Source organism: Parvibaculum indicum, assembly GCF_011762095.1.
GTDB lineage: Bacteria > Pseudomonadota > Alphaproteobacteria > Parvibaculales > Parvibaculaceae > Parvibaculum > Parvibaculum indicum.
Genome location: NZ_JAASQO010000001.1, coordinates 430131 through 455343 on the forward strand (window position 1 = coordinate 430131; position 25213 = coordinate 455343).

General features: G+C 61.8%; 27 protein-coding genes and 1 pseudogene. 17 read left to right on the plus strand and 11 right to left on the minus strand.

From position 1 onward, the window contains the following. Positions 1–4: 4 nt before the first annotated feature. Entirely contained in the window at positions 5–1429 is a 1425-nt protein-coding gene (locus FHS78_RS02190; protein WP_167089805.1) for a tetratricopeptide repeat protein, read from the plus strand. Here the strand turns inward: FHS78_RS02190 and FHS78_RS02195 are convergent. Next, complete coding sequence (locus FHS78_RS02195; RefSeq protein WP_167089807.1) at positions 1426–2145, minus strand: HAD family hydrolase; 720 nt, start codon at positions 2143–2145, stop codon at positions 1426–1428. The two genes, FHS78_RS02190 and FHS78_RS02195, sit on opposite strands and share 4 nt — an antisense overlap. Before the next feature lie 8 nt (positions 2146–2153). Beyond that, positions 2154–2756, minus strand: a complete 603-nt coding sequence (locus FHS78_RS02200; protein WP_167089809.1) for a flavin reductase family protein — start codon at positions 2754–2756, stop codon at positions 2154–2156. Between the two features lie 107 nt (positions 2757–2863). On the opposite strand from FHS78_RS02200, the gene FHS78_RS02205 reads away from it, so the two are divergent. Further along, entirely contained in the window at positions 2864–3151 is a 288-nt protein-coding gene (locus FHS78_RS02205) for a hypothetical protein (RefSeq protein WP_167089811.1), read from the plus strand. A gap of 13 nt (positions 3152–3164) precedes the next feature. On the opposite strand, the gene FHS78_RS02210 is transcribed toward FHS78_RS02205, so the two are convergent. Next, entirely contained in the window at positions 3165–3794 is a 630-nt protein-coding gene (locus FHS78_RS02210; protein ID WP_281356545.1) for a nitroreductase family protein, read from the minus strand. Between the two features lie 167 nt (positions 3795–3961). On the opposite strand from FHS78_RS02210, the gene FHS78_RS02215 reads away from it, so the two are divergent. Beyond that, positions 3962–4720 (plus strand): hypothetical protein, encoded by a 759-nt coding sequence (locus FHS78_RS02215; protein ID WP_167089813.1) that lies wholly within the window; start codon positions 3962–3964, stop codon positions 4718–4720. Here the strand turns inward: FHS78_RS02215 and FHS78_RS02220 are convergent. Continuing rightward, on the minus strand, positions 4692–6473 hold the full coding sequence (locus FHS78_RS02220) for a hypothetical protein (RefSeq protein WP_167089815.1): 1782 nt from the start codon (positions 6471–6473) through the stop codon (positions 4692–4694). The genes FHS78_RS02215 and FHS78_RS02220 overlap by 29 nt on opposite strands. Positions 6474–6602: 129 nt before the next feature. Between FHS78_RS02220 and FHS78_RS02225 the strand changes: the two genes are divergently transcribed. The 5 genes and pseudogenes from FHS78_RS02225 (at position 6603) to FHS78_RS02245 (ending at position 8396) form a co-directional block, all read left to right on the plus strand. Continuing rightward, on the plus strand, positions 6603–6923 hold the full coding sequence (locus tag FHS78_RS02225) for an ArsR/SmtB family transcription factor (protein ID WP_167089817.1): 321 nt from the start codon (positions 6603–6605) through the stop codon (positions 6921–6923). Further along, positions 6920–7432, plus strand: coding sequence for an SRPBCC domain-containing protein (locus FHS78_RS02230; RefSeq protein WP_167089819.1), 513 nt, complete (start codon positions 6920–6922; stop codon positions 7430–7432). The genes FHS78_RS02225 and FHS78_RS02230 overlap by 4 nt, the downstream gene beginning before the upstream one ends. 5 nt (positions 7433–7437) lie before the next feature. Beyond that, positions 7438–7737: an SRPBCC family protein gene (locus FHS78_RS19635; RefSeq protein WP_167089821.1), complete on the plus strand. Its 300-nt coding sequence runs from the start codon at positions 7438–7440 to the stop codon at positions 7735–7737. A 27-nt stretch (positions 7738–7764) separates the two neighbouring features. Continuing rightward, positions 7765–7983, plus strand: a pseudogene (locus tag FHS78_RS19640) (SRPBCC domain-containing protein); the annotation flags it as partial. Between the two features lie 14 nt (positions 7984–7997). Beyond that, positions 7998–8396, plus strand: coding sequence for a VOC family protein (locus tag FHS78_RS02245; protein ID WP_167089823.1), 399 nt, complete (start codon positions 7998–8000; stop codon positions 8394–8396). 88 nt (positions 8397–8484) lie between these two features. Here FHS78_RS02245 and thrS read toward each other — a convergent pair whose 3' ends face one another. Continuing rightward, positions 8485–10470, minus strand: coding sequence for a threonine--tRNA ligase (thrS, locus tag FHS78_RS02250; protein WP_167089825.1), 1986 nt, complete (start codon positions 10468–10470; stop codon positions 8485–8487). Between the two features lie 34 nt (positions 10471–10504). Continuing rightward, positions 10505–10873, minus strand: coding sequence for a membrane protein insertion efficiency factor YidD (gene yidD / locus FHS78_RS02255; protein WP_167089827.1), 369 nt, complete (start codon positions 10871–10873; stop codon positions 10505–10507). 517 nt (positions 10874–11390) lie between these two features. On the opposite strand from yidD, the gene FHS78_RS02260 reads away from it, so the two are divergent. The 3 genes from FHS78_RS02260 (at position 11391) to FHS78_RS02270 (ending at position 14627) form a co-directional block, all read left to right on the plus strand. Then, positions 11391–12479: a hypothetical protein gene (locus FHS78_RS02260; protein WP_167089829.1), complete on the plus strand. Its 1089-nt coding sequence runs from the start codon at positions 11391–11393 to the stop codon at positions 12477–12479. A gap of 128 nt (positions 12480–12607) precedes the next feature. Then, positions 12608–13696 (plus strand): hypothetical protein, encoded by a 1089-nt coding sequence (locus FHS78_RS02265; RefSeq protein ID WP_167089832.1) that lies wholly within the window; start codon positions 12608–12610, stop codon positions 13694–13696. Positions 13697–13820: 124 nt separating this feature from the next. Next, the gene (locus FHS78_RS02270; protein WP_167089834.1) at positions 13821–14627 is read left to right on the plus strand and encodes a hypothetical protein; all 807 of its coding nucleotides are present in this window, start codon (positions 13821–13823) and stop codon (positions 14625–14627) included. A 40-nt stretch (positions 14628–14667) separates the two neighbouring features. Here the strand turns inward: FHS78_RS02270 and FHS78_RS02275 are convergent, their stop codons facing one another. Together FHS78_RS02275 and cysS are read right to left on the minus strand one after the other, a co-directional pair. Further along, complete coding sequence (locus FHS78_RS02275) at positions 14668–15120, minus strand: iron-sulfur cluster assembly scaffold protein (protein WP_167089836.1); 453 nt, start codon at positions 15118–15120, stop codon at positions 14668–14670. A gap of 12 nt (positions 15121–15132) precedes the next feature. Beyond that, positions 15133–16542, minus strand: coding sequence for a cysteine--tRNA ligase (gene cysS / locus FHS78_RS02280; RefSeq protein ID WP_167089838.1), 1410 nt, complete (start codon positions 16540–16542; stop codon positions 15133–15135). Between the two features lie 392 nt (positions 16543–16934). Here cysS and folE point away from each other — a divergent pair, with 392 nt between their 5' ends. The 3 genes from folE (at position 16935) to FHS78_RS02295 (ending at position 19232) form a co-directional block, all read left to right on the plus strand. Next, entirely contained in the window at positions 16935–17561 is a 627-nt protein-coding gene (folE, locus tag FHS78_RS02285) for a GTP cyclohydrolase I FolE (RefSeq protein WP_167089973.1), read from the plus strand. 80 nt (positions 17562–17641) lie between these two features. Further along, positions 17642–18073, plus strand: coding sequence for a phosphoribosyl-AMP cyclohydrolase (gene hisI, locus FHS78_RS02290; protein WP_167089841.1), 432 nt, complete (start codon positions 17642–17644; stop codon positions 18071–18073). 88 nt (positions 18074–18161) lie between these two features. Beyond that, entirely contained in the window at positions 18162–19232 is a 1071-nt protein-coding gene (locus FHS78_RS02295; RefSeq protein WP_167089843.1) for a patatin-like phospholipase family protein, read from the plus strand. A 6-nt stretch (positions 19233–19238) separates the two neighbouring features. Here the strand turns inward: FHS78_RS02295 and FHS78_RS02300 are convergent, their stop codons facing one another. Continuing rightward, positions 19239–19667 (minus strand): CBS domain-containing protein, encoded by a 429-nt coding sequence (locus FHS78_RS02300; RefSeq protein ID WP_167089845.1) that lies wholly within the window; start codon positions 19665–19667, stop codon positions 19239–19241. Positions 19668–19959: 292 nt separating this feature from the next. On the opposite strand from FHS78_RS02300, the gene FHS78_RS02305 reads away from it, so the two are divergent. Together FHS78_RS02305 and FHS78_RS02310 are read left to right on the plus strand one after the other, a co-directional pair. Further along, positions 19960–21258, plus strand: a complete 1299-nt coding sequence (locus FHS78_RS02305; protein WP_167089847.1) for a DUF2157 domain-containing protein — start codon at positions 19960–19962, stop codon at positions 21256–21258. After that, complete coding sequence (locus FHS78_RS02310) at positions 21255–21869, plus strand: GDYXXLXY domain-containing protein (protein ID WP_167089849.1); 615 nt, start codon at positions 21255–21257, stop codon at positions 21867–21869. The genes FHS78_RS02305 and FHS78_RS02310 overlap by 4 nt, the downstream gene beginning before the upstream one ends. A 60-nt stretch (positions 21870–21929) precedes the next feature. On the opposite strand, the gene FHS78_RS02315 is transcribed toward FHS78_RS02310, so the two are convergent. Further along, on the minus strand, positions 21930–22808 hold the full coding sequence (locus FHS78_RS02315) for an NAD-dependent epimerase/dehydratase family protein (RefSeq protein ID WP_167089851.1): 879 nt from the start codon (positions 22806–22808) through the stop codon (positions 21930–21932). A gap of 167 nt (positions 22809–22975) precedes the next feature. Next, the gene (locus FHS78_RS02320; protein ID WP_167089853.1) at positions 22976–24403 is read right to left on the minus strand and encodes a carotenoid oxygenase family protein; all 1428 of its coding nucleotides are present in this window, start codon (positions 24401–24403) and stop codon (positions 22976–22978) included. Between the two features lie 126 nt (positions 24404–24529). Here FHS78_RS02320 and FHS78_RS02325 point away from each other — a divergent pair, with 126 nt between their 5' ends. Then, positions 24530–25204 carry a TetR/AcrR family transcriptional regulator gene (locus FHS78_RS02325; RefSeq protein WP_167089855.1) on the plus strand — a complete coding sequence of 225 codons (675 nt, stop codon included), beginning with the start codon at positions 24530–24532 and terminating at the stop codon, positions 25202–25204. The last annotated feature ends 9 nt before the right edge of the window (positions 25205–25213 follow it).

Consider the following 25213-nt stretch of genomic DNA (forward strand, 5'->3'; position numbering starts at 1 on the left):
CCCCTTGTCGAATCCCTTTGGCCCGTCCCCGACCCAGGAAATCCAGGAACTGATAGAGGCCCGCAAATTCGCGGAGGCCGACCGGAAAGCGCGGGCGCGTATCGCCTCGACCCCTGACGATCCGGACCTGCACGCCCTGCGCGCCAGCGCACTCTTGCCCATGGGCAAGTTCGACATCGCCGAAAAGGAATTGCGCAAATGCATCGAGCTGAGGCCGCATGAAGTCACGCCCTGGCTCAATTACGGACGCTTCCTGCAACAGACGAACCGCTGGGGCGATGCGCTGACGCATTACGCCAACGCGGTACGCAGCTTTCCCGGCGAACCGCAGGTCATCATGACCTTCGGCCAGCTTCTCCAGCGCATGGGCAAGTTCGCAGAAGCGGAAGCCGCCTACCGGAAAGCCGTGGAGCTGGATCCCGGCTCGCAGAGCTACAACATGCTCGGCATGGCGCAGTTGCGGCAGGACCGGGTGGAAGACGCCATCGCCTGTTTCAACGAGGCGATTTCCATGGATCCGCAAAACGCTGCCGCCTATGGCAATCTCGGCAATGCGGAACAGAAACGCGGAAATTTCGAGGCCGCGGCGGACGCCTATGAGCGCTGCCACGAGCTGAGCCCGAAGGACGTGCTCCCCTTCGTCAGCCGCGGCATGGCGCTGATGAAGCTCGAACGCTGGAAAGAAGCCGCCGACATATTCGAGGAAGTCCTGGGCAGCTACGGGCCGGAACGACGCGCCGCCGCCTGGCTGCCCTTCGTCCGGGCGCAGGAGCTGGGCCAGCTTCCCGCCGGTTACCGCGCCGAAATCGGCCGTATCGTAGCGCGCGCCGCGCTGGAGGTGCCCGAAGGCTATGCCTCCATGGACGAGTTCAACGCCGCGCTGGCCGAGGCGCTGAGCGAAGACAGCTCCACCGTCTGGGAACCGGCGGGCAAGGCCACGCGCGGCGGCGGCCAGACGGGCCTCCTTCTCGACAAGCCCCGCGAACCCTTCATCGCTTTCGAAAAAATGCTGCGCAAGGCGATCGACGCGCATTTCGACACCATCAGGCGCGAGGCCGGTCACCCCTTTTTCGGCCAGGTGCCGGAAAGCTACCAGATCGACATGTGGGGCACGCTGCTTGCCGAAGGCGGTCACCAGCATGCGCATATCCATACCGGCGGCTGGATGAGCGGCGTCTATTACGTGGCGCTTCCTCCTGTCGTGAACGACACCGCCAACAAGGAGACGAAGGAAGGCTGGATCGAATTCGGCGCCCCGCCGCCGGACTTCACGCCGTCATTCGATGTGGAGACGGTCGCTTTCGAGCCCCAGCAGGGCAGCGCCTTCTTCTTCCCCTCCTATCTCTTCCACCGCACCCTGCCCTTCAAGGGCGAGACGCCGCGCATCAGCCTTGCCTTCGACGTCAAACCGATGAGCTGGCGGCGCTAGAGATAGTCTTCGAGGCTGTCGGGCAGAACGGCGATGTTGTCGATCACCATATCGGCAAACGGCATGAGGTCGTCGCGCCCGCTCGCCCCCGTCAGCACCCCGACGGCAAGCCCGGCGCCCGCCGCGCGCGCCATTTCAAGGTCATGCGTATTATCGCCCACGACCGCGACGGATGACGCCTCCAGTCCGGTTTCCCGGCAAAAGGCCTGCACCATGCCCGGTCCCGGCTTCGAGCCGTGCCCGCTGTCATATCCGCAGCAAAAGGAAAGCTGTGGCCCGAAATCGAAACGCGCCACCGCCGCAATGGCCGACGCATAGCTGTCATTGGTCGCAATGCCGAGGACGAGCCCTCTTTCCTTGAGCCTCGCAAAGAAAACGGCCAGATCGGTCACGGGTACCGACGCAACCGGCCCCATTTCGGCAAAGAGCGCATCGAGCCAGCGAACGAGATCGTCATTCTCCCAAGCAGAAAGGTGAGGACGCCAGGCATCGGCCAGGTCCTGCGTATCGCCCGCGGCGAAGATGCTGCCTGCGGCGATCCGGCCCGAGGAAACGTCATATCCCGCCGCCACCATCAAATGCCGCGCAAGCGCCTCGTCGCCGCGGGCGAGCCGGTTCGCCGCCTCGCCGAAGACCGATGTCCAGCTTCGATGAAAGTCGAACAACGTACCGTCCTTGTCGAACAGCACTCCCCGGATATCCACTGCCTGTCCCATCGCCCCGCCTATTTCGGCCGCTGCATCTGGAAGACCTCGTCCACCACGGCATAATCCATATAGCCGAGCCGCGAGACGGGCTTCATCGCGGCGCTGTCGACCATTCCTTCGGCAATGAAACGGTCGTCGATGTGAATGCCGACCACCTGCCCCAGAACCACTTCATAGAAAGGGTGCTTTTCCCCGTGCCTGTCTTTCAGTCGGATCGTGTCGAGATAGACGCATTCCAAATGCGCGGGCGCGCCTTTCACGCGGGGCGGCTTCACCAGTTTCGACGGCAGCTTTTCAAGCCCGGCCAGCTCGAACTCGTCGACCTCCGGTCCGACCGAGGCGGATGAAGCGTTCATCGCCTCGCGCTGCTCCCAGCCGGAAAAATTGCAGACGAACTCGCCCGTCTCCTCGGCAATGCGCTGGCTGTCCTTGCGAAGCCCGCTGGCGAACATGACGATATGCGGATCGGTCGCCACGCCGTTGAAGAAGCTGTAGGGCGCAAGATTGGCGACACCGTTCCCGTCCAGCGTCGAGATCCAGCCGATGGGCCGCGGCACCACCAAGGCCTTGAACGGGTCGTGCTTCAAGCCGTGTTCGTTCTTCTCGGCGTCGTAAAACATTATGCCTCCCGTATAGCAACTCGTCGCAATGTCGCCTTATGAGAGGCTATAATGCCCCAATCCGGCGCCAAGGCGCCATGCGGCACGACGAAATGGGAGGTGGCACCATGCGTATGTTGCGAATGTTCACGGCAGGCGTCCTCGCGATAGGCGGCGCGGCCCTGACCCTGTTGATCCTCTTGCAGAACCGGGGCGCGGGCATCTCGGTCGGTACGCTGGCCACACTGTGCTTCATCGCCTTCGTCTACGACAACCGGCAGGGCCTGTTCGGCGGCGAAGCAAAAGCGAAAAAGGCAAGCAGAGAGGCGCAGCGCGCCGCCGTTGGCCATGTTCACGCCATGTCGCGCCTCCAGTCCGGCGAAGTACGCGGTGCCCCGCCCGGCTCCGCGGGATAGACCCCTTCAGCCCTTAATCCGCCACCCAGCGCGTAACGATATCGGAAAGCTCCGGACGCGGACGTTCGTCCTTGGGCTGGGTCGGTGTGCCGAAATAGAGGAAACCGGCCACGCGCTCTTTTTCGCCGAGACCCAGCGCCTTGTCGATCTCCGCGTCGAAGGCGTACCACTCCGTCAACCATTGCGAGGCATAGCCGAGCGCCGTCGCCGCGATCAGCATGTTCTGGCAAACCGCGCCCACGGAGAGCGTCTGTTCCCAGGCCGGAATCTTCGGATGGTCGGGGTCCACGCGCGAGACCACGCAAATGACGAGCGGCGCCCGCGTGAAGCGGTTCGCCTCCACCTCAAGCTGGTCCTCGCCCGCGCGCGGCTCGTTTCTCGAATAGGCGTCGGCCAGATGCGTCCCGAACTGCCGCCGCGCCTCGCCTTCAAAAAGGATGAACCGCCACGGCGCTAGCTTGCCGTGATCGGGCACGCGCGCACCGGCGCGCAGGATCGTCTCGATCTCGGCCTCGCTCGGGCCCGGCTCGCTCATGGTGAGCGCCTTGGCGGAGCGGCGCTTCAGCAACAGTTCGACCGTTTCGGGCGAACGGAGCCACTCGCTGGCGACATCCACGGTTTTGGGAGAGGCAGACTCTGACAAGGACGCTTCCTTTCGATCATTCGGCTTTTCGAGCGGGCATCAGGCAAATATGCATTGCCGCTTTACAGGCGCAAGCCCCTGTCTGAAACTTGAATTTCAAATTGGGCGGGGGGGTGCGGCTGGTGGGACCGCATATTTCACGGGCAGCCATGCTGGCATGCGCCGCAATGACGGTATTTGCGCCGGGCGCTCGGGCCGGTGGCTGGCCCCTGCCGCCCGACACCTCACAGATAGTCATTCGCGCAACACAATCCAGTGCCGACACGCAATTCAGCCATGATGGCGAGCGGCGCGACATTCTTCCCTACCGGAAACGCGAAATCGCGGCTTATGGAGAACACGGCCTTTTCAAAGACCTTACCCTGCTGGGGGAATTGGCCTGGAAACAGGACCGCAAGAACTGGCATGCCGGGGCCCGTTTCATCGATCAAGGTTTTTCACGGGCCAAGCTCGGCATCCGCTACGCATTGGGAGAATGGCAGGGTACTGAGTTTTCGTTCCAGCCTGTCGCAACCGTCCATCTGATGAAATCCGGTGACGACCCGTCCATGCCCGGCCCGGGCGACACGGATATCGAAGCGGGTGGAACGCTCGCCAGCAGCGACACATTGCTGGGTATGGAAATCTTCAGCGTCCAGGAGATCGGCTACAGCTTCTCCGGCGGCGGCCGTCCCGACAGGCTTCGCGCCGACGTCACGCTGGGCCTGAAGCCCCTGCGCGACGTGATGTTGCTGATCGAAAGCCGCAATGCCGCCAATCTTGGCGATCTGCGCCGCCAGGGCACGCAGGAATCGAAGCTCTATGTCTCGCTCGTCTATGACGTAACGCAAAACTGGTCGCTGGAACTGGGCGCACTGAAAACCGTGTTCGGCCGCAATGCGCTGGATGAAAGCGGCGTCACTCTGGGTCTGTGGCACCGCTTCTGAGCCACGCCTCGTCATCGGAAATGGCGCCGACCACCGGTGCCTCGACCGCGCCCGCCGCAACGCGCAGCATGGCAAGCACATCCGTATCCGGCGGGGTATCGACGCCCGATCCCGGCGCGCTCCCCTCAAGTTGCGTCAGTGTAAAATCCATCCGCGTTTCATAGCTTCGCTCGATCTGGTTGCGCAGCCGCTGCTCCGCGCGGTACCAGGCCCGTTTCATCGTGCCGTCGCGGCAACTGGCAAGTTCCGCTCCCTGCGCGCCCCACCGCCGCTCCACGCAATGATATGGATCGAAGGACAGGCGAAAAAGACGCTGGCGCACATCCTCGAAACTCAGCACACGGCGCGACGTGTCGCTTCTCGTATAGGCGATCCGGCACAGATCCGCTTCGCCCTCATAGAGCACGGCAAGATCGGCGGCGAGGTTGCCGCCCGCATAGTCGAGCCTCTCGCTTCCCTCCTTCTCCATTTTGAGAAAGCGGGCAAGCTGCTCCTTCAACTCGACGAAGGAGGATTTGAGCCGCGCATCGCGCGACGGTGTGGAATAGGTCTCCCAGTCGCCCGACGTGCCGTAAATATTCCGCGGCAGGCGCGAAGGCTGGGCACGCTCCTGAATCCCCGCGCGCAAGGCGATATCCACCGCCTGCACACGATAATGAAGATCGTCGCAGAGCTCGCGCATCATCAGGCGCGTCTCGCGTATGGGATCGTAGACGACATTATGCGCGGCGACGGCCTGACGCACATAGTCGTAATACCCCATGGCCCGCCCCTTGAAGAGGAAGCGCGCCGCATGCCAGCTCCGGTTGCGGGTGTCGGCATTGCCGTAAAACTGCTCGGCCGACCAGTCCTTGAGCGTGACATTGGACGCTGGCACGACATGCCCGCCCATCAGCGCCCCGTCTTCGCCGGGCGACGCGCCGACAAGCGTCAGCGGACGGAAATTCTTGAACCCCGCCCCCATGCCGGGCGAGGCGCGCACGAAGCGCTGGCCGTAACTTCCCCGCGTCAGCGAGTTATCCGGATGACTGTCGATGAAACGGATGCGCCCATCCGCCGTCACCTTGTAGACGACGGCGACATGCCCGTTCGGATCGTAAATCACGGTGCCCGGGCGGATCGCGGCCCGGGAAATCTCCACCGGGTAGAAATCGAAAGGCTCCCCGCGCGCGATGCCCGGCTCGAAGCGATACATGGCGGTTGAAACCCTGTTCGCCATTTCGCGCATCGCCTGATAACCATTGGGATAATTTCCCGACACGGAAGATACGAAATCGCGGCGGCTGTAAACGTAATTGCCGTGCCGCGAATAGCGCAGATCGCGCGAGCGCCCCACCGCCGCCACGCCATCGGCATAGGAAAACGGCAACCCGTTCTTCCAGGCGAAATAGCCGCGCAGCATGTAAGGCAGGTCCGCGCAATCCGCATAGAAGAAGAGCCCCTTGGGGTCGGAGGCGCGATAGATGTTCCACGGTCCCTTGAGGCATTCGTCGAAACTGCGGCAGCCGCTCTCGCCGATGGCCGTCACGAAGTCGCCGAAGGCGCGCTCGTCGCTCTCGGTCCAGGCCGTCCTGGTGATCCGCCATTGAAAATCGCGCGGTGCCTGCGTGTCGACGGGCGCACGGCCCGCGGCATAATCCGGCCCGTCCAGCGCCGTGCCCACAGGCGCCATGGCAGCTGAATCCGCGCGCGCCGGCCCGGCACCGGTCAGCATCGCAACCGCTGCCACGCAAAGCATTGCCTGCAGCTTCATGGGAAGCCCCCTCCCTCTCGCTAAGTACCCCGCTCACACAGCTAACCATAAGTCGGGAGGACATGTCTTTCGCCCTATCGCCTTTATTTTAAGCATTGACTTAATTAAGTAACGAAAACAATATGGCGCATGGAAATCTTCACGGCACTCGCCGATCCCACACGGCGGCACATCGTTGAAATGCTGAGCGAGGGCGAGCTCTCCTCGGGAGAAATATCGCGCCGCTTCGAGATGAGCGCACCCGCCATCTCGCAACATCTGAAGGTGCTGAAGAAGGCGCATCTTGTCCGCACGCGTGTGGATGCCCAACGGCGGATCTACTCGCTGGACCCGCAAGGGATTTCCGAAGTGGAGCAATGGCTGCAGCGCATCCGGCAGTTCTGGAATCCGAAACTCGACGCGCTGGAGCGGGCGCTCCGCGCGGACACCGACCGGGAGGGCAAATCATGAGCGGGACAGATGCGGACAAGGGAGAGATCGTGGCGTTCCATGCCGCAAGATTCCGACGCGCCTTGCCCGCCCCGCCCACACGCGTCTGGGACTACCTGACCCGCACCGAGATGTTGCCGAGCTGGTTCGGCAATGGCGAGATCGAACCGCATGCCGGCGGCGCGGTGAGACTGATGGACGGCCATATCAGGGGAACCGTCACCCAGTTTCGGCCCCCGCATTTCCTCGCCTACACCTGGAATGTCTTCGACCCGGGAGAGGACGTCTCCTCCCATCCTGAATCCTACCTGCAGCTCGAACTCGGGATGCAGGACAACAACGACACCGTTCTCACCCTCACCCACTTCCCGATCCCGGAACCGTTCCGGAAACAGACCTGCATGGGCTGGCACACATTTCTGGACCTCGTGGAGGCGAGCGTGAAGGGCGGGCCGGTACCCGCCCGGAGCGACCTCATGCCCCGCAACGCTGCGCTCTACGGCGTCGACCTCGACAATCTCGCAAGGTGATCATCATGAGCGACGAGTACGGCAGGCTGATCGACCGGCATACGGTGCGTTTCGAGCGCCTACTTCCCGGCCCCATCGATCGCGTCTGGAAATATCTGACCGATGCGGAGCTGCGCGGCACATGGTTCGCCGGCGGCCCGATGGAGCCCCGCGTGGGCGGAAAGATGGACATCGTCTTCGACAACAGCCATCTCGGCCCCCATCCCGCCGAACCGCCCGAGCGCTTCAAGCAGTATGGCGGCCGTTTCGAGAGCAAACATGTGGTTACCATCTACGAGCCGCCGCACAGGCTCGGCTTCACCTAGGGCGACGATCTCGATCCGGAAGGCTGCGTCGTCGAATTCGAACTGACCGAGGAAGGCGACAAGGTCCGTCTCGTCCTCACCCATCGCCGGCTGTCGGACGTCGACGGCGCGATCAATGTGTCGGGCGGCTGGCACACGCATCTGCGAATGCTTGTCGAACAGCTCGAAGGCAACCCCGGAACGCCCTTCTGGACGGCGTTCGACGGCGTGGAAGACGAATATCGCCGCCGCTATGCGGACAAATAGCGAGAGAGGGAAACATGGCGGAAACGACGATAAGGCCCTTCCTGATGTTCGAGGGACAGGCCGAGGAAGCGATGAACCTCTATCTGTCCCTCTTCCCCGGCACCCGTGTCGACGGCATCACCCGCTACGGGCCGGAAGGCCCCGGCCCCGAAGGCTCGGTACAGCTCGCGGCCTTTACCGTGGCGGACCAGCCTGTCATGTGCATCGACAGCCATGTGTCGCATGATTTCGGCTTCACGCCGTCTTTTTCCTTCTTCGTCGATGTCGCTTCCGAAGAAGAGCTCTCTGCCCTCGCAGCGGCGCTCGGCGAAGGCGGAACAGTCCTCATGCCGCTCGACAATTACGGCTTCAGCCGGAAATTCACCTGGCTCAATGACCGCTTCGGCGTCTCCTGGCAACTGAACCTGCCATAGAAGATGCCCGTAGCGAATTGCTGCGCGAAGCTGTGGCGACATCAAACGTTGTGAGCCGATTGACCGGCTCACAACTCATTCGTTGACGCTACTCCGCCGCCGCCTTCCTCGCCTCAGGCAGAAGGTCCGGCGGTGTGCCTTCATCCACCATGTGGCGGATGGCATCTTCCAGCGTCATGGAGACCTGCTCCTTGGTGCCGAGACGGCGGATCGAGAAAGTCTTCTCCTCCGCCTCGCGCTTGCCGGCCACGAAGATCACCGGCACCTTGGCAACCGAATGCTCGCGGACCTTGTAGTTGATCTTCTCGTTGCGCGTGTCGAGCTCGGCGCGCACACCCGCTTCGCGAAGCTGGCGCACGGCTTCCCCGGCATACTCGTCCGCCTCGGAGGTGATCGTCGCGACCACCACCTGCACCGGCGCGAGCCAGAGCGGGAAGCGGCCCGCATAATGCTCGATCAGAAGGCCCATGAAGCGCTCGAACGTGCCGAAGACAGCGCGATGCAGCATGACTGGGCGATGGCGGTTGCCGTCTTCGCCCACATAGCTCGCATCAAGCCGTTCCGGCAGCACATAATCGAGCTGCAACGTGCCCGCCTGCCAGGTCCGACCGATGGCATCCGTCAGGTGGAATTCGAGCTTCGGCCCGTAAAACGCGCCCTCGCCTTCCGCGAAGTCGAAATCGAGCCCGGCCGACGTCAGCGCATCGGCGAGCGACTTTTCCGCCCGGTCCCATGTCGCGTCGTCGCCTGCGCGCACGTCCGGCCGCGTGGCAAGTTTGTAGGAGATCTTCGTCAGCCCCATGTCGTTATAGACGCGGGAGAAGAGATCGAGGAACCGGCGCGTTTCGTCCGTCACCTGGTCTTCCCGGCAGAAGATATGCGCATCGTCCTGCGTCATCTGGCGCACGCGCATCAGCCCGTGCAATGCGCCATGCGGCTCGTTGCGGTGGCAGCAGCCGAATTCGGCCATGCGCAGCGGCAGGTCGCGATAGGACTTCGTGCCCTGCTTGAAGATCTGCACATGCGCCGGACAGTTCATCGGCTTCAGCGCCAGCAGGTTCGCCTCGCCCGTAATGACCGGAGCTTCTTCTTCCGTGGACGGAATCTCGTCCGGCACGACGAACATGTTTTCGCGGAACTTGCCCCAATGGCCGGACTGCTCCCACAGCTTGTTGTCGATCAGCTGCGGCGTCTTCACCTCGTTATAGCCATCCGCATCGAGCCGGCGGCGGATATAGGCTTCGAGCTCCCGCCAGATGAGGAAGCCCTTGGGGTGCCAGAAGACGGACCCTTGCGCTTCCGGCTGGAAATGAAAGAGATCCATTTCCTGGCCGAGCTTGCGGTGGTCGCGTTTCTCCGCTTCCTCAAGCATCGTCAGATAGGCCTTGAGGTCCTTCTCGTTCGCCCAGGCCGTGCCATAAATGCGCTGGAGCATCTCGTTGCGGCTGTCGCCGCGCCAATAGGCACCGGCGAGCTTGGTGAGCTTGAACGCCTTGCCCAGCATGCCCGTGGACGGCAGATGCGGCCCCCGGCAAAGGTCTTTCCAGTTCCCCTGCCGGTAGACGGAGACTTCCTCGTCCTTCGGCAGGTCGGAAATGATCTCGGCCTTGTAAACCTCGCCGATGCTCTTGAAATGCTCGATGGCCTCGTCGCGGTCCCAGACTTCGCGCTGGATCTTCTCGTCGCGATCCACGATCTCGCGCATCCGCGCCTCGATCTTCTCGAGGTCTTCCATGCGGAAGGGCTCTTCGCGCGCAAAGTCGTAATAGAAGCCGTTCTCGATGACCGGCCCGATGGTGACCTGCGTCCCGGGGAACAGTTCCTGCACCGCTTCGGCCATCACATGCGAAGCATCATGGCGCAGCAGGTCCACCCCGTCGTCGCTGTCGCGCACCACCACCTCGATGGCGCAATCCTTGTCGATGGTCGCAGAGAGGTCCTTCATCTCGCCGTCGATCTTCAGCGCAACCGCCTTCTTGGCGAGCGACTTGGAGATGCTTTCGGCGAAGGCGAAGCCATCCATCGGTTTTTCGATTTCACGGACCGAGCCGTCCGGCATTTTCAGTGCAATCATTGTCGTCTCTCATGCCCGTCACGCGGGTCGTTTCTCAAACAGTCCGTGCAGCGTCCTTATCCGCCTCATGCGCCTTCATGGTCTCGGCGGCCATCTTCTTCATCGCACGCTCGGTCCAGATGCCGTAACGCCAGGGGGCCCAGAAGGGCGCAGGCTCCAGCGTCAGCGGCACCGGGTCGAAGCCATGGCTGCCGCCCGGCCTGCACCGCAGGATGCGCGACAGGCCGAGCCAGAAGCCGCGCCACGGCCCGAAGCGGTCGATCGCCTCCGCCGTATAGGCCGAACAGGTCGGCAGATGCCGGCAATTCGACCCCAGAAGCGGTGACACGATCAGGCTGTAAGCCCGGATCATGCCCCGCATCAGCCAGGAAACGGCCTTTCCAACCGGGCGGTCGGCTGTCATGCGCCACTCTTGCGTACTTTGGCATCCAATCCCGATTCGCCCGCGAAATGCGGGCGGAACCGGACCTTGTTAGCCCTAATTTCCGGGGGGCACAACCGGCGCTCCGCACGGACGGAGTGAGGCCGGAACCTTCCGGAAAACGATGAAAAATCAGGAAAATGAAGCCGCCCGGACGACAGTCAGGCGCGCAGGAGCGGCCGGGCCCGGGGTCAGTCCGCCGGGCCGGTGCTAGTGAGGGTATCGGGCTGCGAGACAGTCCCACTCCTCAGGTCGATGATTTGCGCGTCCTGAAACACGTATCTGCTAATCCGTTTCGCGGGCAGCATCGCCCGCCGATGTAATGGATATAGCGTAGGCACTTATGGTTGAGAAGGGGTTACGGAACCGCTCCCGCGCGGAGCCCACCGTCAATCCGGCTTTGATCTGCTGTTTTGGATTTGTTGGCCGAACCTTAATCAAATCAGCGCAGCCTTCCCTTAAGTGAACTCTCTATTTTGCGGAGTAAAAGGGCATTCGGATGCTCGGGAGATTTTTCAGATGGGGTGGCGCCGGAATTGGACTGGCCGTTCTGGGCCTGATCTTCTTCGTCATGTTCGTCTTCGGATACCACAAGTGGATCTGGTATTCGGTCGTGCCCCATGTCCGCTACATGGAGGTAAAGATCGACCTCACCCTGGACGGTGAACCCGTCGAAATGAGGTCCGTCACGCGCTGCCGTTATCACTACGAGCCGCATGGTCCGCTGGCAGTAAACTTCAGAACGGGATTTCGACCGAGCCGTGGAGTGCTTGCCAAGCGTCTTTCCGACGGGCGCGGCTTGGTGATCATGCCCGGCGCCATTTGTCAGAGGTTCGGCATTCTCTACGGAGAAAAGGACCGCTGGCACGAGCTGACGATCAATGCATTCCGAGACTTCCATATCTACCTGCTGGACGACGCCGATAACCCAAAGGTCATCGGCTATCCAATCCTACCGCAATATCTCGAAGAGCCGGACGCGAGGATAAAGATCCAATCAATCAGGTACCGGGAACCGACCAAGGCGGACCCCACAGACCCGACGAAGGAAGTTGGATGGCTGGAATGGCCCGAGAATGACGACATCCGACCATTTGCTCCCATCAGTGGAACAAAAAAGTGGGTTGGATTGTTCGCATCCCTTTTGCCGAGGGAAGAGTGGTCGAAGGTCGAACAGATCTCAAAAGTTCTCGGGAGCCGTAAGACACCGTCAGCCGATATCCACGAAACCGTTCGCGAGCACTATGAAAATCTCGACTTTGACGGCCTCCCTTTTTTTGAGGATTGGAAGAAAGTATCTGCAAGTTTCGTTGGGAATGTGGTCGAGGTGTCTACCGCAACGGTTCCGTGGTGGGTAAACCTCGAACGAGTAGACCGAGTTGCTTACATGAAGTCGGACTGGGCGTGCGGTTCGCAGCTTAATCGGCATTTTGGATTCCACCTGCCTCCCTTGCCATCGCTTCAGGTGAACGGAAGACTGACAGCCGACAAACTCAAAACTTCTTCTGGACCTGCTTTTGATCCTGTCACAGGGCTTCTCATAGAAATTGGAAGCTATTGCATGGTTTCAACGAGATTGCTGAAATAAAGCTCCCAGCATTCTGTCAAATTGACATTCGAACATCGAACCAAATCTGGAAGATCATCAATGCTGCCGAAGCTTCACCCGCCCCTTCCGCGTTCGGTCCGACTAGGGACCTTTGACAGGAGACAGCGATGTTCGGCAAGTCTCTGAAATGGATTGGCGTCACCGCCGCAATGCTTGCAACGAGCGTACTTTTCCTTGTCTTCTTTGCTGTCGATGGTCACAAAGCCATCTGGTACTCGGTCGTTCCCGACTACCAATACATCGAAGCGAAAGTCGACCTCACGCTTGATGGCGAGCGAATGGAAATCAGCGCCGTTGGGCGCTGTCGTTGGCGGCAGGGCACGAACATTCAAGGTCAGTTCGACGGGAAAACAGGTTTCTACCTGACAGGCGGTGCCTTGGCCAAACGGCTATCCGATGGTCGTGGGCTGGTGGTGGTACCACGCTCGTTTTGTGGCTACCTCGGACTAGCAGGGCTCAAAGGGAATACCTGGCAGCGTCTGTTGGGTAATCCGCTACGCGGATTCAATTTCCTGCTTCTGGACGATGCCGACGCGCCGCAAACAATCGAAATGCCGATCCTGCCGCATTATCCCAACCAACCTGGCGCACGGCTAGTCGTTCATAGTGTCGAATACCGCAAGCCTTCAGTCCCGAAAATTACCGATCCAACACGAGAGGTCGGCTGGCTGGAATGGCCCGACGAGAACGAAAAACGCCACAAAAAGGTGAAGGCGGAAAAACTTTGGATTGGATTATATGCCTCGGTGCTCCCACGAGAAACCTGGGAGCAAGTCGCACAGATACCGGACGTGTTCCGGGGCAGGACGACCCCTTCCGCAAACATGGAAGAGGACATTCGCAAGAAGTTCGGACACCTGAATATGAAGGGGCTCCCTTCATATAAAAACTGGCGAAAGATTGATGTGGTCGCTGAGGATGGTGTGGTCCGTCTTTCGTCCGACACGCCCCCCTGGTGGATTACGCTGAGACGTGCTGACAGGCTCGACTACAAAGGGGTGCCCGGCTTGTGCCTGACTGAAAACTTCAAGAAACACTACAATTTCTCGCCCCCGCACGCTCTGGAGGTGAACGGAGAGCTGGTGGCGAAAGAAATCCCTAAGGGCGGTGGGATGGCATTCGATCCGAACACCGGACTACTGATCGAAATCGGCAGCGCTTGCGCCATATCGAACAGAATTCTCAAGTCAAACTAGGCCAAATGACAAAGGCAAGCTTGAGCGCGCATTCAGAGCAGAACCGAGAAACAAAGATATCGTCTACTCGATCTCATTGCCCAAGTTTCTGGATTGAAAATTCCCCAAGCGGAGAGATGGAGCCATGATCGATACAAGCTTAAAATGGGCGGGCGGCATTTTGGGCGTGGGCGCTGTGAGCCTCTTCCTTTTTGTCCTGGACCCGCCAGCTTTGAAAGAAGAAACCTGCGCTAAAGCAGAGTCCCTCCGCGTTTCGATTGCCGGAGTTGAATTTCACTTCCCGTCTCCCCGCAATATCGACCTTCACGGGGAGATGGCCCCAGATCGCGCACCCGGTGCTATTACGGATTACTGCCAAGGGACAAGCGAAGCGCCATTCATCATATCTTCCGCTCACCTACGGCCTCACCCGACGTTCAAACACAACGACCTCCTTTATCGCCTCGGTTATATTTCCATCGATCAAAGCACCGATGAATCCGATGCCTACCTTCTTCACAACATCGAGTTGGCCCTTGCGTCGGGCGGCAGGCTGGAACCGGTTGTAGAAGCTCAGAATCTCCTGCTGGCAAAGGAGAAAGCAAAAGGCGCATCCCGGGAGCAATGGTATGCCACGGAAAAACCGGGACTGTTCGGACGCCCGGCGGCGTTTCAATGCCGCATAGTGTCCAACTTCATGTCGGACGTGAAAGGGGACACCACCAAGTGGTGCGTCGCCTTTATTCCGATAGCAAAAAACCTTCGGATCTCAGCCCTGTTTTTTGCAGCCCGCGCCCCATATCAGGAGTGGAACCTGCTGGTCGAGAATATCGAACGCTGGGTACTCAGCAGGATTCCTCCGGACCAAACGGACAAGACCTACCTCTCATCGAAACCAAAATCGGTTTTCGATCTTCTCGAGACCTACACCGGCTCCCGGCCACACAAATAGACGCAGCCGGGCCATGATCATGAGTCGATAGGAAAGCTTTTCAAACCTTCTCCGTCCCGGCCATCGCCTTGTCCACGGCATCTTCCACCGCGTCGAAGACGAGAAGCGTGGAGGCATGGCGGGCCTTGTAGTCGCGGACGGGCTCGAGGACTTCGAGATCCTTCCACTTGCCGCCATAAATCTCGCGCGGCGGCTCACCGCCCTCTTTCAGCATGGCCCGCATGGCCGCGCCGACCTCGTGGAGTTCTTCGGCGGTCGAGCCGATCACATGCCGCGCCATGATGGAGGATGAAGCCTGCCCCAGCGCGCAGGCCTTCACATCCGCGCCATAGGCGACCACCTTGTCGCCCTCCATCTTCACATCGACCGTCACCTTGGAACCGCAAAGCTTCGACACTTGCGTCGAGGACGCATCCGGCGCGTCGAGACGCTCGCAAAGCGGAATATCCGCCGCAAGTTCCAGAATGCGCTTGTTGTAGATGTCGTTCAGCATGCGTCTAAAACCTCAGCCGGCGACCCGCCAGCTCGTGCCCTGCGGCCCATCCTCGATCTGGATACCGTTTTCCACCAGCTCGTCGCGAATGCGGTCGGCCTCGGCGAAATTCTTCTCCTTGCGCGCCGCATTGCGGGCGGCGATCAGCTTCTCGATTTCCTCAGCCTCTATATTGGGTCCGAGGCCCGCCCCTGCAAACCATTCTTCCGGGTCCATCTGCAGCAGGCCGATCACGGCGCCTGCCCCAATAAGCTCGCTCTTGAGCTGCGCCCGCGTACCTAGGTCCGTCTCGCTATTGGCCCGCGAGGCGAGATCGAAAAGCACGGCCAGCGCCTTGGGCGTGTTGAGGTCGTCGCACAGCGCTTCCATGAAGACCGGCGGCACGCCGTCATTCGCGCCCCGCTCCGCCTTCACATCGGCAAGCCCCCGCAGCGCCCCGTAAAGCCGGTCGAGCATCCGCCGCGCCTGCGCAAGGCCCTCGGCGGTCCAGTCCAGCGGCTGGCGGTAATGGCCGTTCAGCAGCGCAAGGCGAATGGCCTCGCCCGGCGCTTCCTTGATGAGGTCGTGCACGAGCAGGACATTGCCGATCGACTTCGACATCTTCTCCTTCTCGATATTCACGAAGCCGTTATGGAGCCAGAAGCGCGCAAAGGTCTTGCCGCCATGCGCGCATGTGCTCTGCGCCAGCTCGTTCTCGTGATGCGGGAACTGAAGGTCGATGCCGCCGCCATGAATGTCGATGGTCTCGCCCAGATGCTTCTCGATCATCGCCGAGCATTCGATATGCCAGCCGGGCCGCCCGCGGCCCCAGGGGCTCTCCCAGCCGGGCTGGTCAGCGGCGGAGGGCTTCCAGAGCACGAAGTCCGCCGGATCCTTCTTGTAGGGCGCCACTTCCACCCGGGCGCCCGCGATCATGTCGTCCCGGTCCCGGCCCGACAGCGCGCCATATTCGGCATCGCTCGGCACGTTGAAGAGCACATGCCCGTCGGCCTCATAGGCATGACCGCTCTCGACGAGACGCGAGATCATCGAAATCATGCCGTCGATGGTCTCGGTCGCCAGCGGCTCGATATCGGGCGACAGCACGCCGAGCGTCCCCATGTCGGCGCGGTAGATGTCGGCATATTTCTCGGTGACCTCGGAGATGGGCACACCCTGCTCCGCCGCTGCCTTGATGATCTTGTCCTCGATATCGGTGATGTTGCGCGCATAGACGACATGCGGGTAGAGGCGGCGCAGCAGCCGCGCCAGCACGTCGAACACCACGGCTGGCCGCGCATTGCCGATATGGGCGTAGTTGTAGACGGTGGGGCCGCAGACATACATCGTCACCCGCTGCGGATCGAGCGGCTCGAAGACCTCTTTCCGGCGGGTCAGCGAGTTGTAGAGGGTGAGCGTGTAGCTGCTTTTTTCAGAATTCATGAGGTGCTCCACCGGGCGGTAGGTCTCTTCTGCCCCGCCCTTCTGTGCCGTTGTTAAAGGAAGGGTTTTCCCCCCGCAAGGCCGCGATACCGGCGATCCGAATGGCGGTTTCCTGCGTCTAAAGAGGCGGGCCGGCCCTCCGTCTGGCCGCCACTTTGCGCCCAGTAAGAAACCTGCAAAACTTGATAGCCAGTTTTCGCAAAGCTATATGCATCCTTTAGACGGTGTCACATCAACTACGGCATGGCATAAGACCCGTGCTTGATGGGCAAAATAGGTAGTTACGGCAATGGATTAGCTGGAGCTGCCTATGACTTGAACCGGCAGGCGCCCGGCGCGAAAGCGGCGGGCATCGGCCGGGAAACCCCTAAAAGAGATTGGTCGAAATGGACATGAATCCGGTTGATGGGCTTCGGGCCCACAAAGAAGAAGAGCGTAACAAGGTGATCCAGAAGCCGAGCCGCGAAGAAGCCGAAGCCGCCGTACGTACCCTCATCGCATGGGCGGGCGACAACCCCGACCGCGAGGGCCTGCTGGACACGCCCGGCCGCGTGACCCGCGCCTATGAGGAATTTTTCGCCGGCTATCAGGAAGACCCCTACAAGGAGCTGGGCCGCACCTTCGAGGAGGTCGAGGGCTACCACGACATGGTGATGCTCAGGGATATCGACATCGAATCCCATTGCGAACACCACATGGTGCCGATCCTGGGCCGCGCCCATGTCGCCTATGTGCCGACGCGCAAGGTGGTGGGCATTTCGAAGCTCGCCCGCGTGATCGAGATTTTCGGCAAGCGCCTCCAGACGCAGGAAACCATGACGGCGCAGGTCGCCGACTGTATCAATCAGGCGCTGGAGCCGCAGGGCGTCGCCATCCTGATCGAGGCCAAGCATCAATGCATGACCACGCGCGGCGTGAAGAAGCCCGAAGTTGCGACCATCACCTCGCAATTCACCGGCGTCTTCCGCGAAGACCCGCGCATGGAAGCCCGCTTCATGCAGATGATCCGCGGATACTGATACGGGGCCTTCAGTCCCCGCTTTGACATCAGGCCCCGCCCTTCATTGAATGGCGGGGCCTTTCATTTCCGGAGCACGAAATGAGCGATACCTATTTCAGTCCGCGAGGGGACAAGGCCGAGATGGAAGAAGGCCCGGGCTTTTCGCCGAAATTCGACGCGGACGGCCTCATCACCGTCGTCACCACCGACGCGGAAACGGGCGACATTCTCATGGTCGCCTATATGAACGAGGAAGCCCTGACGAAAACCATCGAAACCGGCGAAGCCTGGTACTGGAGCCGCTCGCGCGGCGAGCTCTGGCACAAGGGCGACACGAGCGGCCAGCTCCAGACGGTCGTTGAAATGCTGACCGATTGCGACCAGGACACGATCCAGCTCAGGGTAAAGGTCGGCGGCGATGGCGGCTGCTGCCATGTCGGCTACCGTTCCTGCTTCTATCGCCGGGTGCCGCTGAAAGACGAGGCGGGCAAGCCGCTCGCGCTCCAGCCCACCGGCGCACAGAAACTCTAGGCACCGCTCCCTTCGGCGATGGCCATTTTTCGCCTCAATGCACACATAGGAAGGAAATGTTTGCGTGTCTTCCAGTGAGCCGTCCCCGATGAAACAGCCTTCCCCCACCTCCAGACGCCGTCCCGTCGTCGGCATCGCGCTCGGAGCGGGCGTCGCGCGCGGCTGGACGCATATCGGCGTCCTTCGCACACTGCGCAAGGCCGGTATCGAGCCCCACATCATTTCCGGCACCTCCATCGGGGCGCTGGTCGGCGGCTGCGAGGCGGCGGGCAAGCTCGACGTTCTGGAAGACTTCGCCCGCTCGCTCACAAGGCGGCGCATGCTGAGCCTGCTCGATTTCCGCTTCCGCTCCTCCGGCCTCATCGGCGATGCGAAGCTGCGCGAGATCATGCATACCCATCTCGCCGACCTGAACATCGAGGATATGGAACGCCGCTTCGTCGGCGTGGCGACCGAACTCACCACCGGCCACGAGCTCTGGCTGCATGAGGGCGGCCTCATCGACTCGATCCGCGCCTCCTATGCCCTGCCCGGCGTCTTCTCGCCCGTTTCGGTCGACGGCCGCTGGCTCATCGACGGCGCGCTGGTGAACCCGGTTCCCGTCTCCGTCGCCCGCGCGCTCGGCGCCCATGTGGTGATCGCGGTGAACCTCAATAACGATCCCTTCGACCCCTCGGGCCGGGCGCGCCATGTCGGCCGCCAGCCCGAACTCTATTACCGCTCGCCCGAGGAAGCGCGCTCCGACGACGAGCTTCTCGAAGAGCTGGAGGAGGAACTGGAGGAAGAGGAACGCGCCAAGGGCCTGCGCCGCAATGGCGAGGGCGAGCCCGACAGCATGTCGGAACGCATTTACGACATGCTGTTCGGCTGGAGCCGCAAAAACAATGAAGAGCACGAGCTGATGAAGAAGGTCGTCGGGCGCGAAAGCCCGCGCGAACCCGGCATCGCTTCCGTCATGCTCGCCTCGCTCAATATCGTGACCGACCGCGTGGGCCGCATGCGCATGGCAAGCGACCCGCCCGACGTCATGATCGCGCCGCGCGTGGCGCATCTGAGCCTGCTGGATTTCGACCATGCGGAAGAGCTGATCGCCCATGGCGAGGAGGCCGCCGAAGAGGCGCTTCCCGTGATCCGCGAAGCGATCGAAATGGCCCGGTAGGAAAACCTAGCCGTTGGCGATGTAAAGCTGCAGCGCTTCCTTCTCCATCACCGTTTCGGCAATGCGATGCTTCACCACATCGCCGATGGAGATAATGCCGATCAGCCGTTCGTCCTCGATAACCGGCAGATGGCGGAAGCGGCCTTGCGTCATGGCATCCATGAGCTGTTCCGCCGTGTCCGACAGGCTGCAGGTTATGACCCTGGAGGTCATCACATCGCGGGCCGGGCGCTCCAGCGCCTCCTTCCCTTCCCGCGCAACCGCCTTGACGATATCGCGTTCGGAAAGGATGCCGAGCACACGCTCTCCCTCGGTCACCAGAACGGCGCCAATGCGGCGCTCGGTGAGTTCGCGCGCGACGTCGGCGACAGGCTTGTCCGGCCCGACCGTCGACACTTCGTGGCCTTTTTCCTTCAGGATCGAGGCAACATTCATGGCAACTCCTCCGTCCTCGCGGGCCCCGGATTCACGATCCCGGCCCGTGTTACTGCCCCGTAGTCGGGCGTACCCGGCATTCCTCCCAAAACGCCGGATACTGCAGACAGCATCCCTCGAAATCATGATGCGGCATCACGCCGCACCAGGCAAGCGGTATGTTACAGAATGGTAAGATTGCCGTTGTACCCGACCTTTCCAAAGGTTGTTTTGACACTGGCGGTGCGCGGCCCGGATAATCCGCTCAAAATCACCCCCGTCAGTTCGGGCAACCCCAGAGGCCCAATTCCATATGTGGCAGCGCTCTTACCTGCAAAGGCTCAAACGCGACATCGACCTCTGGATCGAACGCGGATGGGTGACGCCCGCCAACGCCGAAGCGATACTTGAGGAAGCCTCCCGAACGCCGGACACGCGGCGCACGCCCGCCATCCTTGCCATCCTCGGAGCGGTGCTGATCGGCTTCGCCGCCATGAGCTTCGTGGCCGCGAACTGGGCGGAGCTGTCCAAGCTGACCAAGCTCGCCCTGATCGGAACGGGCCTCGTGGCCGCCTATGGCGTCGCCTGGCAAACGGACCGGCGCGGGCATCCCGCCTTCGCGCAGGCCGCGCTTCTGACGGGCCTGTGCCTCTTCGGCGCGGCCATCATGCTGATCGCCCAGATCTACCATATCCAGACGGACGATCCCGGCGGCGTCCTGGCCTGGTGCATCGCCGCGCTCGCCGCCGCGGCCATCCTGCCCTCGCGCCCCGCGCTGGCACTGGGCATGCTGCTCGCCGCCGTCTGGTCGGGCTTTGCCCATTCGCTCTATCCGCAGATCCCTCATCTCGGCTTCTTCCTGCCCTGGCTTTTTGCGCTGGCGCTGACCCTTCGCTTTTCCTGGGTCGCCGGCTTCCACCTCTGGATCGTCACGGGCTATGCATGGCTCGCCCTCAATGCCGGTCCCATCGGCGACTGGATGGGCGTCGGCCCGGCGGCCATTGCCGCGCTTGTCGTGCTCGATGCCATCGGGCTCTGGCTCGCCGCGCTCGCGCTCCGGAGCCGCCTGCCCCGCTTTGCCGACGTGGCCGAGGATTACGGCATCGTCGTCGCCTTCGCCGTTTTCTGGATCCTGCATGTCATCCCTGCCAATGAAGCAGGAACGGTAAACGGGCTCTGGATCGGTGTCGCCCTTGCCATGGCGCTTACCGTTCTGGCCATCGGCGCCGCTGCGCTGGCTCGGCACCGGCTGGAAGCCCGGCACGCCGTCGCGATCGGCGGCATGTCGCTCGCTGCGCTCGCCTATCCGCCGCTGATGCATGTGATGGGCCCCGCCATCGAATGGATCTATTCGGCGGCGTTCCTGGCCCTTTCCGTCTGGCTCGTTTCCTACGGCACGTCGCGGCACAGCCGCTTCCTCGTCAATGGCGCTTTCGCGGCCTTCGCTGCCGAAGTGCTCTATCTCTACTTCGCAACCTTGGGCACCATGCTCGACACCGCGGCCTTCTTCCTGATCGGCGGCCTGCTGCTGATCGCGGGCAGCCTCTTCTTCGAAAGGCTGCGCCGCCGCATGGTGAAAGCGGCAAGCGAAGAAGAAGGAGCCGCGTCATGACCGGCAGCAGACGTTTCGCCATCGGGCTCGGTGTGCTGCTCGCAGGCCAGATCGCCTTTCTGGGCTGGATGATCGCCGACCGCGTCAGCCTGCTCGGCTCGGACAAGGTCGTGACGCTGCGCACCATGCCGATAGACCCGCGCGACATCTTTCGCGGCGACTATGTCGTGCTGCGCTACGACATCTCCGATATCGCGCTCACCGCCTACAAGGGCACGACCGACCTTGCCGAGGGCGACACCGTCTATGTGGAACTGGGCAAGGACAAGTCCGGCGAATGGAGACCCGTCGGTCTCGACACCAGGATGATGGAGCCGGCGGAGGGAAACCACATCATACGTGGACGGATCACTCATATCGACAGGCGCAATCCAGGGCCGACGGCGGAGCGGAAAGAACCGCGCGAAGTGCCCTGCCCGTTTTGCGGCACAGCGCATATCGCCTATGGCATCGAAAGCTATTTCGTGCCCGAAGGCGAAGGACGCGACATCGAAACCGCTCGCAATCGGGCGGAATTGACCGTCGACGTCGCGCTCGCCGACGACGGCGAAGCCGCCATCAAATCCCTCGGCATGGATGGCAAGACGATCTACAACGAGCCGTTGTTCTGATCCGGTGCGACGCCTCCTGCCATAACGCCCTCCAAACGGGCATTGGCAGCAAGGGCAGCCTTACTGGAAAATATCCGACTCTTTGTAGCTTTCATATTTGGGACGCCAATTCAGCTCGCCCGGCAGCCTGTTTGAAGACATCTGCTGATCCAGAGTCGGTCCCTCCCCCCAATCGCCATATTTGTCGACGACCTCCTCGACGGAAAGTATCTCGAACTCGCATTCATGACCGAAGTGGCGGGCTATCCCGCTCGCGATCTCGCCGGTCCTGACGCCGGTTTCCGCCGAAGCATTGAAATGCCCGACCGCCTCGGGCGTTTCGACGAGAAGTCTGTAGGCACAAGCCAGATCGTCTCTATGGACGAGCGGCCATCTTGTGTCGGGAGTCCCCCAGATCTCGACCGGACGGCCCGTTTTGGCGGCTTCAAGATAGTCTTCGAACACCCCGCCATCTCGGTCGTAGACCATTGCCGGATGTATGACTGCGGTCGAGAAGCGCTCGCTCTCCAGAAGCATACGAGCGTTCCTCACCATCCAGGCAAAAGATGGGATGGGATTGAAGGGACTGCTTTCATCCGCAATGTCGTCGCCGGTCGCACCATAGAGCCAGCAGCCGCCGGTATAGACCATCCTGAGCCGCTCACTTCGGTCGCCCAGTACGCCTTCGATTGCCGACAACACCCCCGCGTCGACGTCTCCCATGTCATCGGAAAATGTTGCTGCGGCTTGCACGATGGCGTCGCATCCGCGCACGGCGGCGCACCAGTTCTCGTGATTGCGCAGATCGCCTCGAATAGGCTCGACGCCGAGAGGTTCCAGCTTTTCATCCGACATGACGGAACGGCTGAGCGCCGTCACATGATGACCATGCGCCGTCAGCTCCCGGGCGACAGCGGAACCGATGAAACCCGTCGCTCCGAGAACGAGAACCTGTGTCACTTTCTTTCTCCCCGAACGCCATGCGCATGGCCACGCAATATAAAGACCTTATGACGGAGATATGCCGCCTTGCCGGAAATAAAGAGTGCTTTTGACGAATGGACGAGGCCCTCAGGATTGCACGCTTTCGGCGCGATGGGCATGACGATCGAGAAACGACGAAGGCGTCACCCCTCCAGCCAGTTCCCGTGGAAACCGAAGGGCACGCGCGTCGGCAGTTCCACGCGCGCGAGCGGACCGGAAGACATGTTCTCCGCGTCCAGCACCACGAAATCGCTGAGATTGCGCTCCCCGTCATAGACGAGCGAGGTGATGAACCCCTCGCCTTCCGGCGCATCCGCCGCGCGCGGCACGAAGACGGGTTCATGCACGAATTTACCCGCGCCCGGTTCCCATTCCTGCCGTTTGCCGGTTTCGAGATCGATATGCACCAGCGTGTCGAACGACGCCCCCGGCTCGGTTCCCCGCTTCTGCGACGCATAATAGCCATGCCTGTAGCCGAGCCCCGCAAAGCGTTCGTCGAGACGCGGAAACTCGCCGCCGAGATCGGTCAGCGCCTCTTCCGTGTAGCTGTCCGAATTGCTGTCGAGATCGAAGGTCCAGCGCACGAGCTGGCCCTGCTCGTCGCCAAGATCGGCGGGCGGACGCTGCCCGTTCGCGTCGGGAAAGAGCGGCACGCGGGAATATTTCATCATGTCGGCGACGACCCGTGTGCGCCCGCCCTCATGCAAGGTGAAGGCGTTCATCGGGTGATAGACATAGCAGGGATCGCCCGTGAACCAGCGAATGGTCTCGACGCCCGCATTGCGCGCCATGATGCCGATATGGCTGCCCGCATCCGGATCCCAGGCGATCACGGGCCCGCCATTCATGATGCGGTCCACATCGATGGTCGCCGGAAAGATCGGGAAGATGACATGCTCGTCCGTGGTGATGAAGTCATGCACCATCGCCGCATAAGGCGCGGTGAAGATGTCGCTGCGCGTCACCTGCCCCTCGCGGTTCACCACCACATAGGACATTTCCTTCGAGCCCGGTCCCGCTGCCATATAGCCGAAGAACAGCATCTCGCCCGTTTCAGGGTCGAATTTCGGATGCGCCGTCATCGGCCCCTGATAGGCGCCCGCGAAATCCCACGACCCGTCCGTGGACAGAGTGCCGGCATCCATGGAAACCGGCAGGCTGCCCTCATCGAGCGCCAGCAGGCGCCCGGCGTGATGGACGATATTGGTATTGGCGACGTTGTGGGAAAGCTCCTCTCCGCCCTCGGCCGGCGGCTCCCCGAAAGCGAGCCCCACGAGCCTGCGTCCCTCTTCGCGCTGGCGGTTGTATTGCTCGGTTCTGACCCAGCGATTGCGATAGCTCGCCTTGCCTCCCTCCACATGGATAGCATGGATCATCCCCTCGCCCAGAAACCAGTGATGCTTGTTCCCCAACGGCGGAAACATCGGGTTCGGCCCGTTGCGGTAGAGCGTACCGTGCAGCGCCGCCGGCAGCTCGCCCTCCGCCACCACAAGGTCCGGCGCATCGCATTCCGCCATCACGGGCGCGTAATTGTGCTGGAGATAGGTCGTCTTCGGGAATGGTTTCGACATGGGCCTTGCTCCTCCGCTGGCCGGGATAAAACACAGTCGCCTGCAAACTTATAACAGTGTTATATTCATACCGGCAAGCCACGTCAATGGATGACAAACACCGGCATCTCTGCCAGATACGAAAGCATGGCTATCGACGACGATCGGGCGGACAACCGCTCACGCATGGAAGTGAAGAAGGACGCCCAGCGCCAGGCACTGCTGGATGCGGCCAGCGAAATGCTCGTGCATGAAGGCCCGGGCGCCCTGTCCTTGCGCAAGCTCGCCAAAAAGGCCGGCGCCTCCACCATGGCGGTCTACACCGCATTCGGCGGCAAGGACGGGCTGATGGAAGCGCTGTTCGAGGAGGCCTTCGACCGTCTGGCACAGATGCAGGCGTCCGTGCCGCACGCCCCGGACCCGATGATATGGCTTGCCGATCTGGGCGCGGCCTACCGCGCCTTTGCGCTGGCGAACCCCGCCTATTATGCGCTGATGATCTCCGTCACCATGCCGCTGACCGAGCATGTCACGGAGGGTGAGGACGCCCCGCCCGCGCGCAGCATCTCCCACCACCCCGCCTACAGCTATCTCCACCATGCCGTGGAAGCCTGCATCGAGGCCGGTCTCTTCCGCGAAGGGCTCGCCGCGGGCGACGTGGCGGATATGCTCTGGGCGCACGTACACGGGCTTTGCAGCCTGGAGCTTGCCGGCTACTACGCCAATGAAAAGGCCGCGCAAGCCCGTTTCGACCTGTCGTCGGAAACGATCATGCGCGGCCTCGTCTCCGAGAAGGGCCGCCTGCGCCTCGAGGCGCGCTAGCCCCCTCCG

Coding starts and splice junctions, on each gene's coding strand:
- FHS78_RS02220 (WP_167089815.1), bottom strand. CDS start 6,473: ATGAAGCTGCAGGCAATGCTTTGCGTGGCAGCGGTTGCGATGCTGACC.
- folE (WP_167089973.1), top strand. CDS start 16,935: ATGAATCCGGTTGATGGGCTTCGGGCCCACAAAGAAGAAGAGCGTAAC.
- FHS78_RS02245 (WP_167089823.1), top strand. CDS start 7,998: ATGGCGGAAACGACGATAAGGCCCTTCCTGATGTTCGAGGGACAGGCC.
- thrS (WP_167089825.1), bottom strand. CDS start 10,470: ATGATTGCACTGAAAATGCCGGACGGCTCGGTCCGTGAAATCGAAAAA.
- FHS78_RS02200 (WP_167089809.1), bottom strand. CDS start 2,756: ATGTTTTACGACGCCGAGAAGAACGAACACGGCTTGAAGCACGACCCG.
- FHS78_RS02310 (WP_167089849.1), top strand. CDS start 21,255: ATGACCGGCAGCAGACGTTTCGCCATCGGGCTCGGTGTGCTGCTCGCA.
- FHS78_RS02205 (WP_167089811.1), top strand. CDS start 2,864: ATGCGTATGTTGCGAATGTTCACGGCAGGCGTCCTCGCGATAGGCGGC.
- FHS78_RS02295 (WP_167089843.1), top strand. CDS start 18,162: ATGAAACAGCCTTCCCCCACCTCCAGACGCCGTCCCGTCGTCGGCATC.
- FHS78_RS02325 (WP_167089855.1), top strand. CDS start 24,530: ATGGCTATCGACGACGATCGGGCGGACAACCGCTCACGCATGGAAGTG.
- FHS78_RS02320 (WP_167089853.1), bottom strand. CDS start 24,403: ATGTCGAAACCATTCCCGAAGACGACCTATCTCCAGCACAATTACGCG.
- cysS (WP_167089838.1), bottom strand. CDS start 16,542: ATGAATTCTGAAAAAAGCAGCTACACGCTCACCCTCTACAACTCGCTG.
- FHS78_RS02275 (WP_167089836.1), bottom strand. CDS start 15,120: ATGCTGAACGACATCTACAACAAGCGCATTCTGGAACTTGCGGCGGAT.
- FHS78_RS02215 (WP_167089813.1), top strand. CDS start 3,962: ATGACGGTATTTGCGCCGGGCGCTCGGGCCGGTGGCTGGCCCCTGCCG.
- hisI (WP_167089841.1), top strand. CDS start 17,642: ATGAGCGATACCTATTTCAGTCCGCGAGGGGACAAGGCCGAGATGGAA.
- FHS78_RS02195 (WP_167089807.1), bottom strand. CDS start 2,145: ATGGGACAGGCAGTGGATATCCGGGGAGTGCTGTTCGACAAGGACGGT.
- FHS78_RS02265 (WP_167089832.1), top strand. CDS start 12,608: ATGTTCGGCAAGTCTCTGAAATGGATTGGCGTCACCGCCGCAATGCTT.
- FHS78_RS19635 (WP_167089821.1), top strand. CDS start 7,438: ATGAGCGACGAGTACGGCAGGCTGATCGACCGGCATACGGTGCGTTTC.
- FHS78_RS02260 (WP_167089829.1), top strand. CDS start 11,391: ATGCTCGGGAGATTTTTCAGATGGGGTGGCGCCGGAATTGGACTGGCC.
- FHS78_RS02230 (WP_167089819.1), top strand. CDS start 6,920: ATGAGCGGGACAGATGCGGACAAGGGAGAGATCGTGGCGTTCCATGCC.
- FHS78_RS02270 (WP_167089834.1), top strand. CDS start 13,821: ATGATCGATACAAGCTTAAAATGGGCGGGCGGCATTTTGGGCGTGGGC.
- FHS78_RS02225 (WP_167089817.1), top strand. CDS start 6,603: ATGGAAATCTTCACGGCACTCGCCGATCCCACACGGCGGCACATCGTT.
- FHS78_RS02305 (WP_167089847.1), top strand. CDS start 19,960: ATGTGGCAGCGCTCTTACCTGCAAAGGCTCAAACGCGACATCGACCTC.
- FHS78_RS02300 (WP_167089845.1), bottom strand. CDS start 19,667: ATGAATGTTGCCTCGATCCTGAAGGAAAAAGGCCACGAAGTGTCGACG.
- yidD (WP_167089827.1), bottom strand. CDS start 10,873: ATGACAGCCGACCGCCCGGTTGGAAAGGCCGTTTCCTGGCTGATGCGG.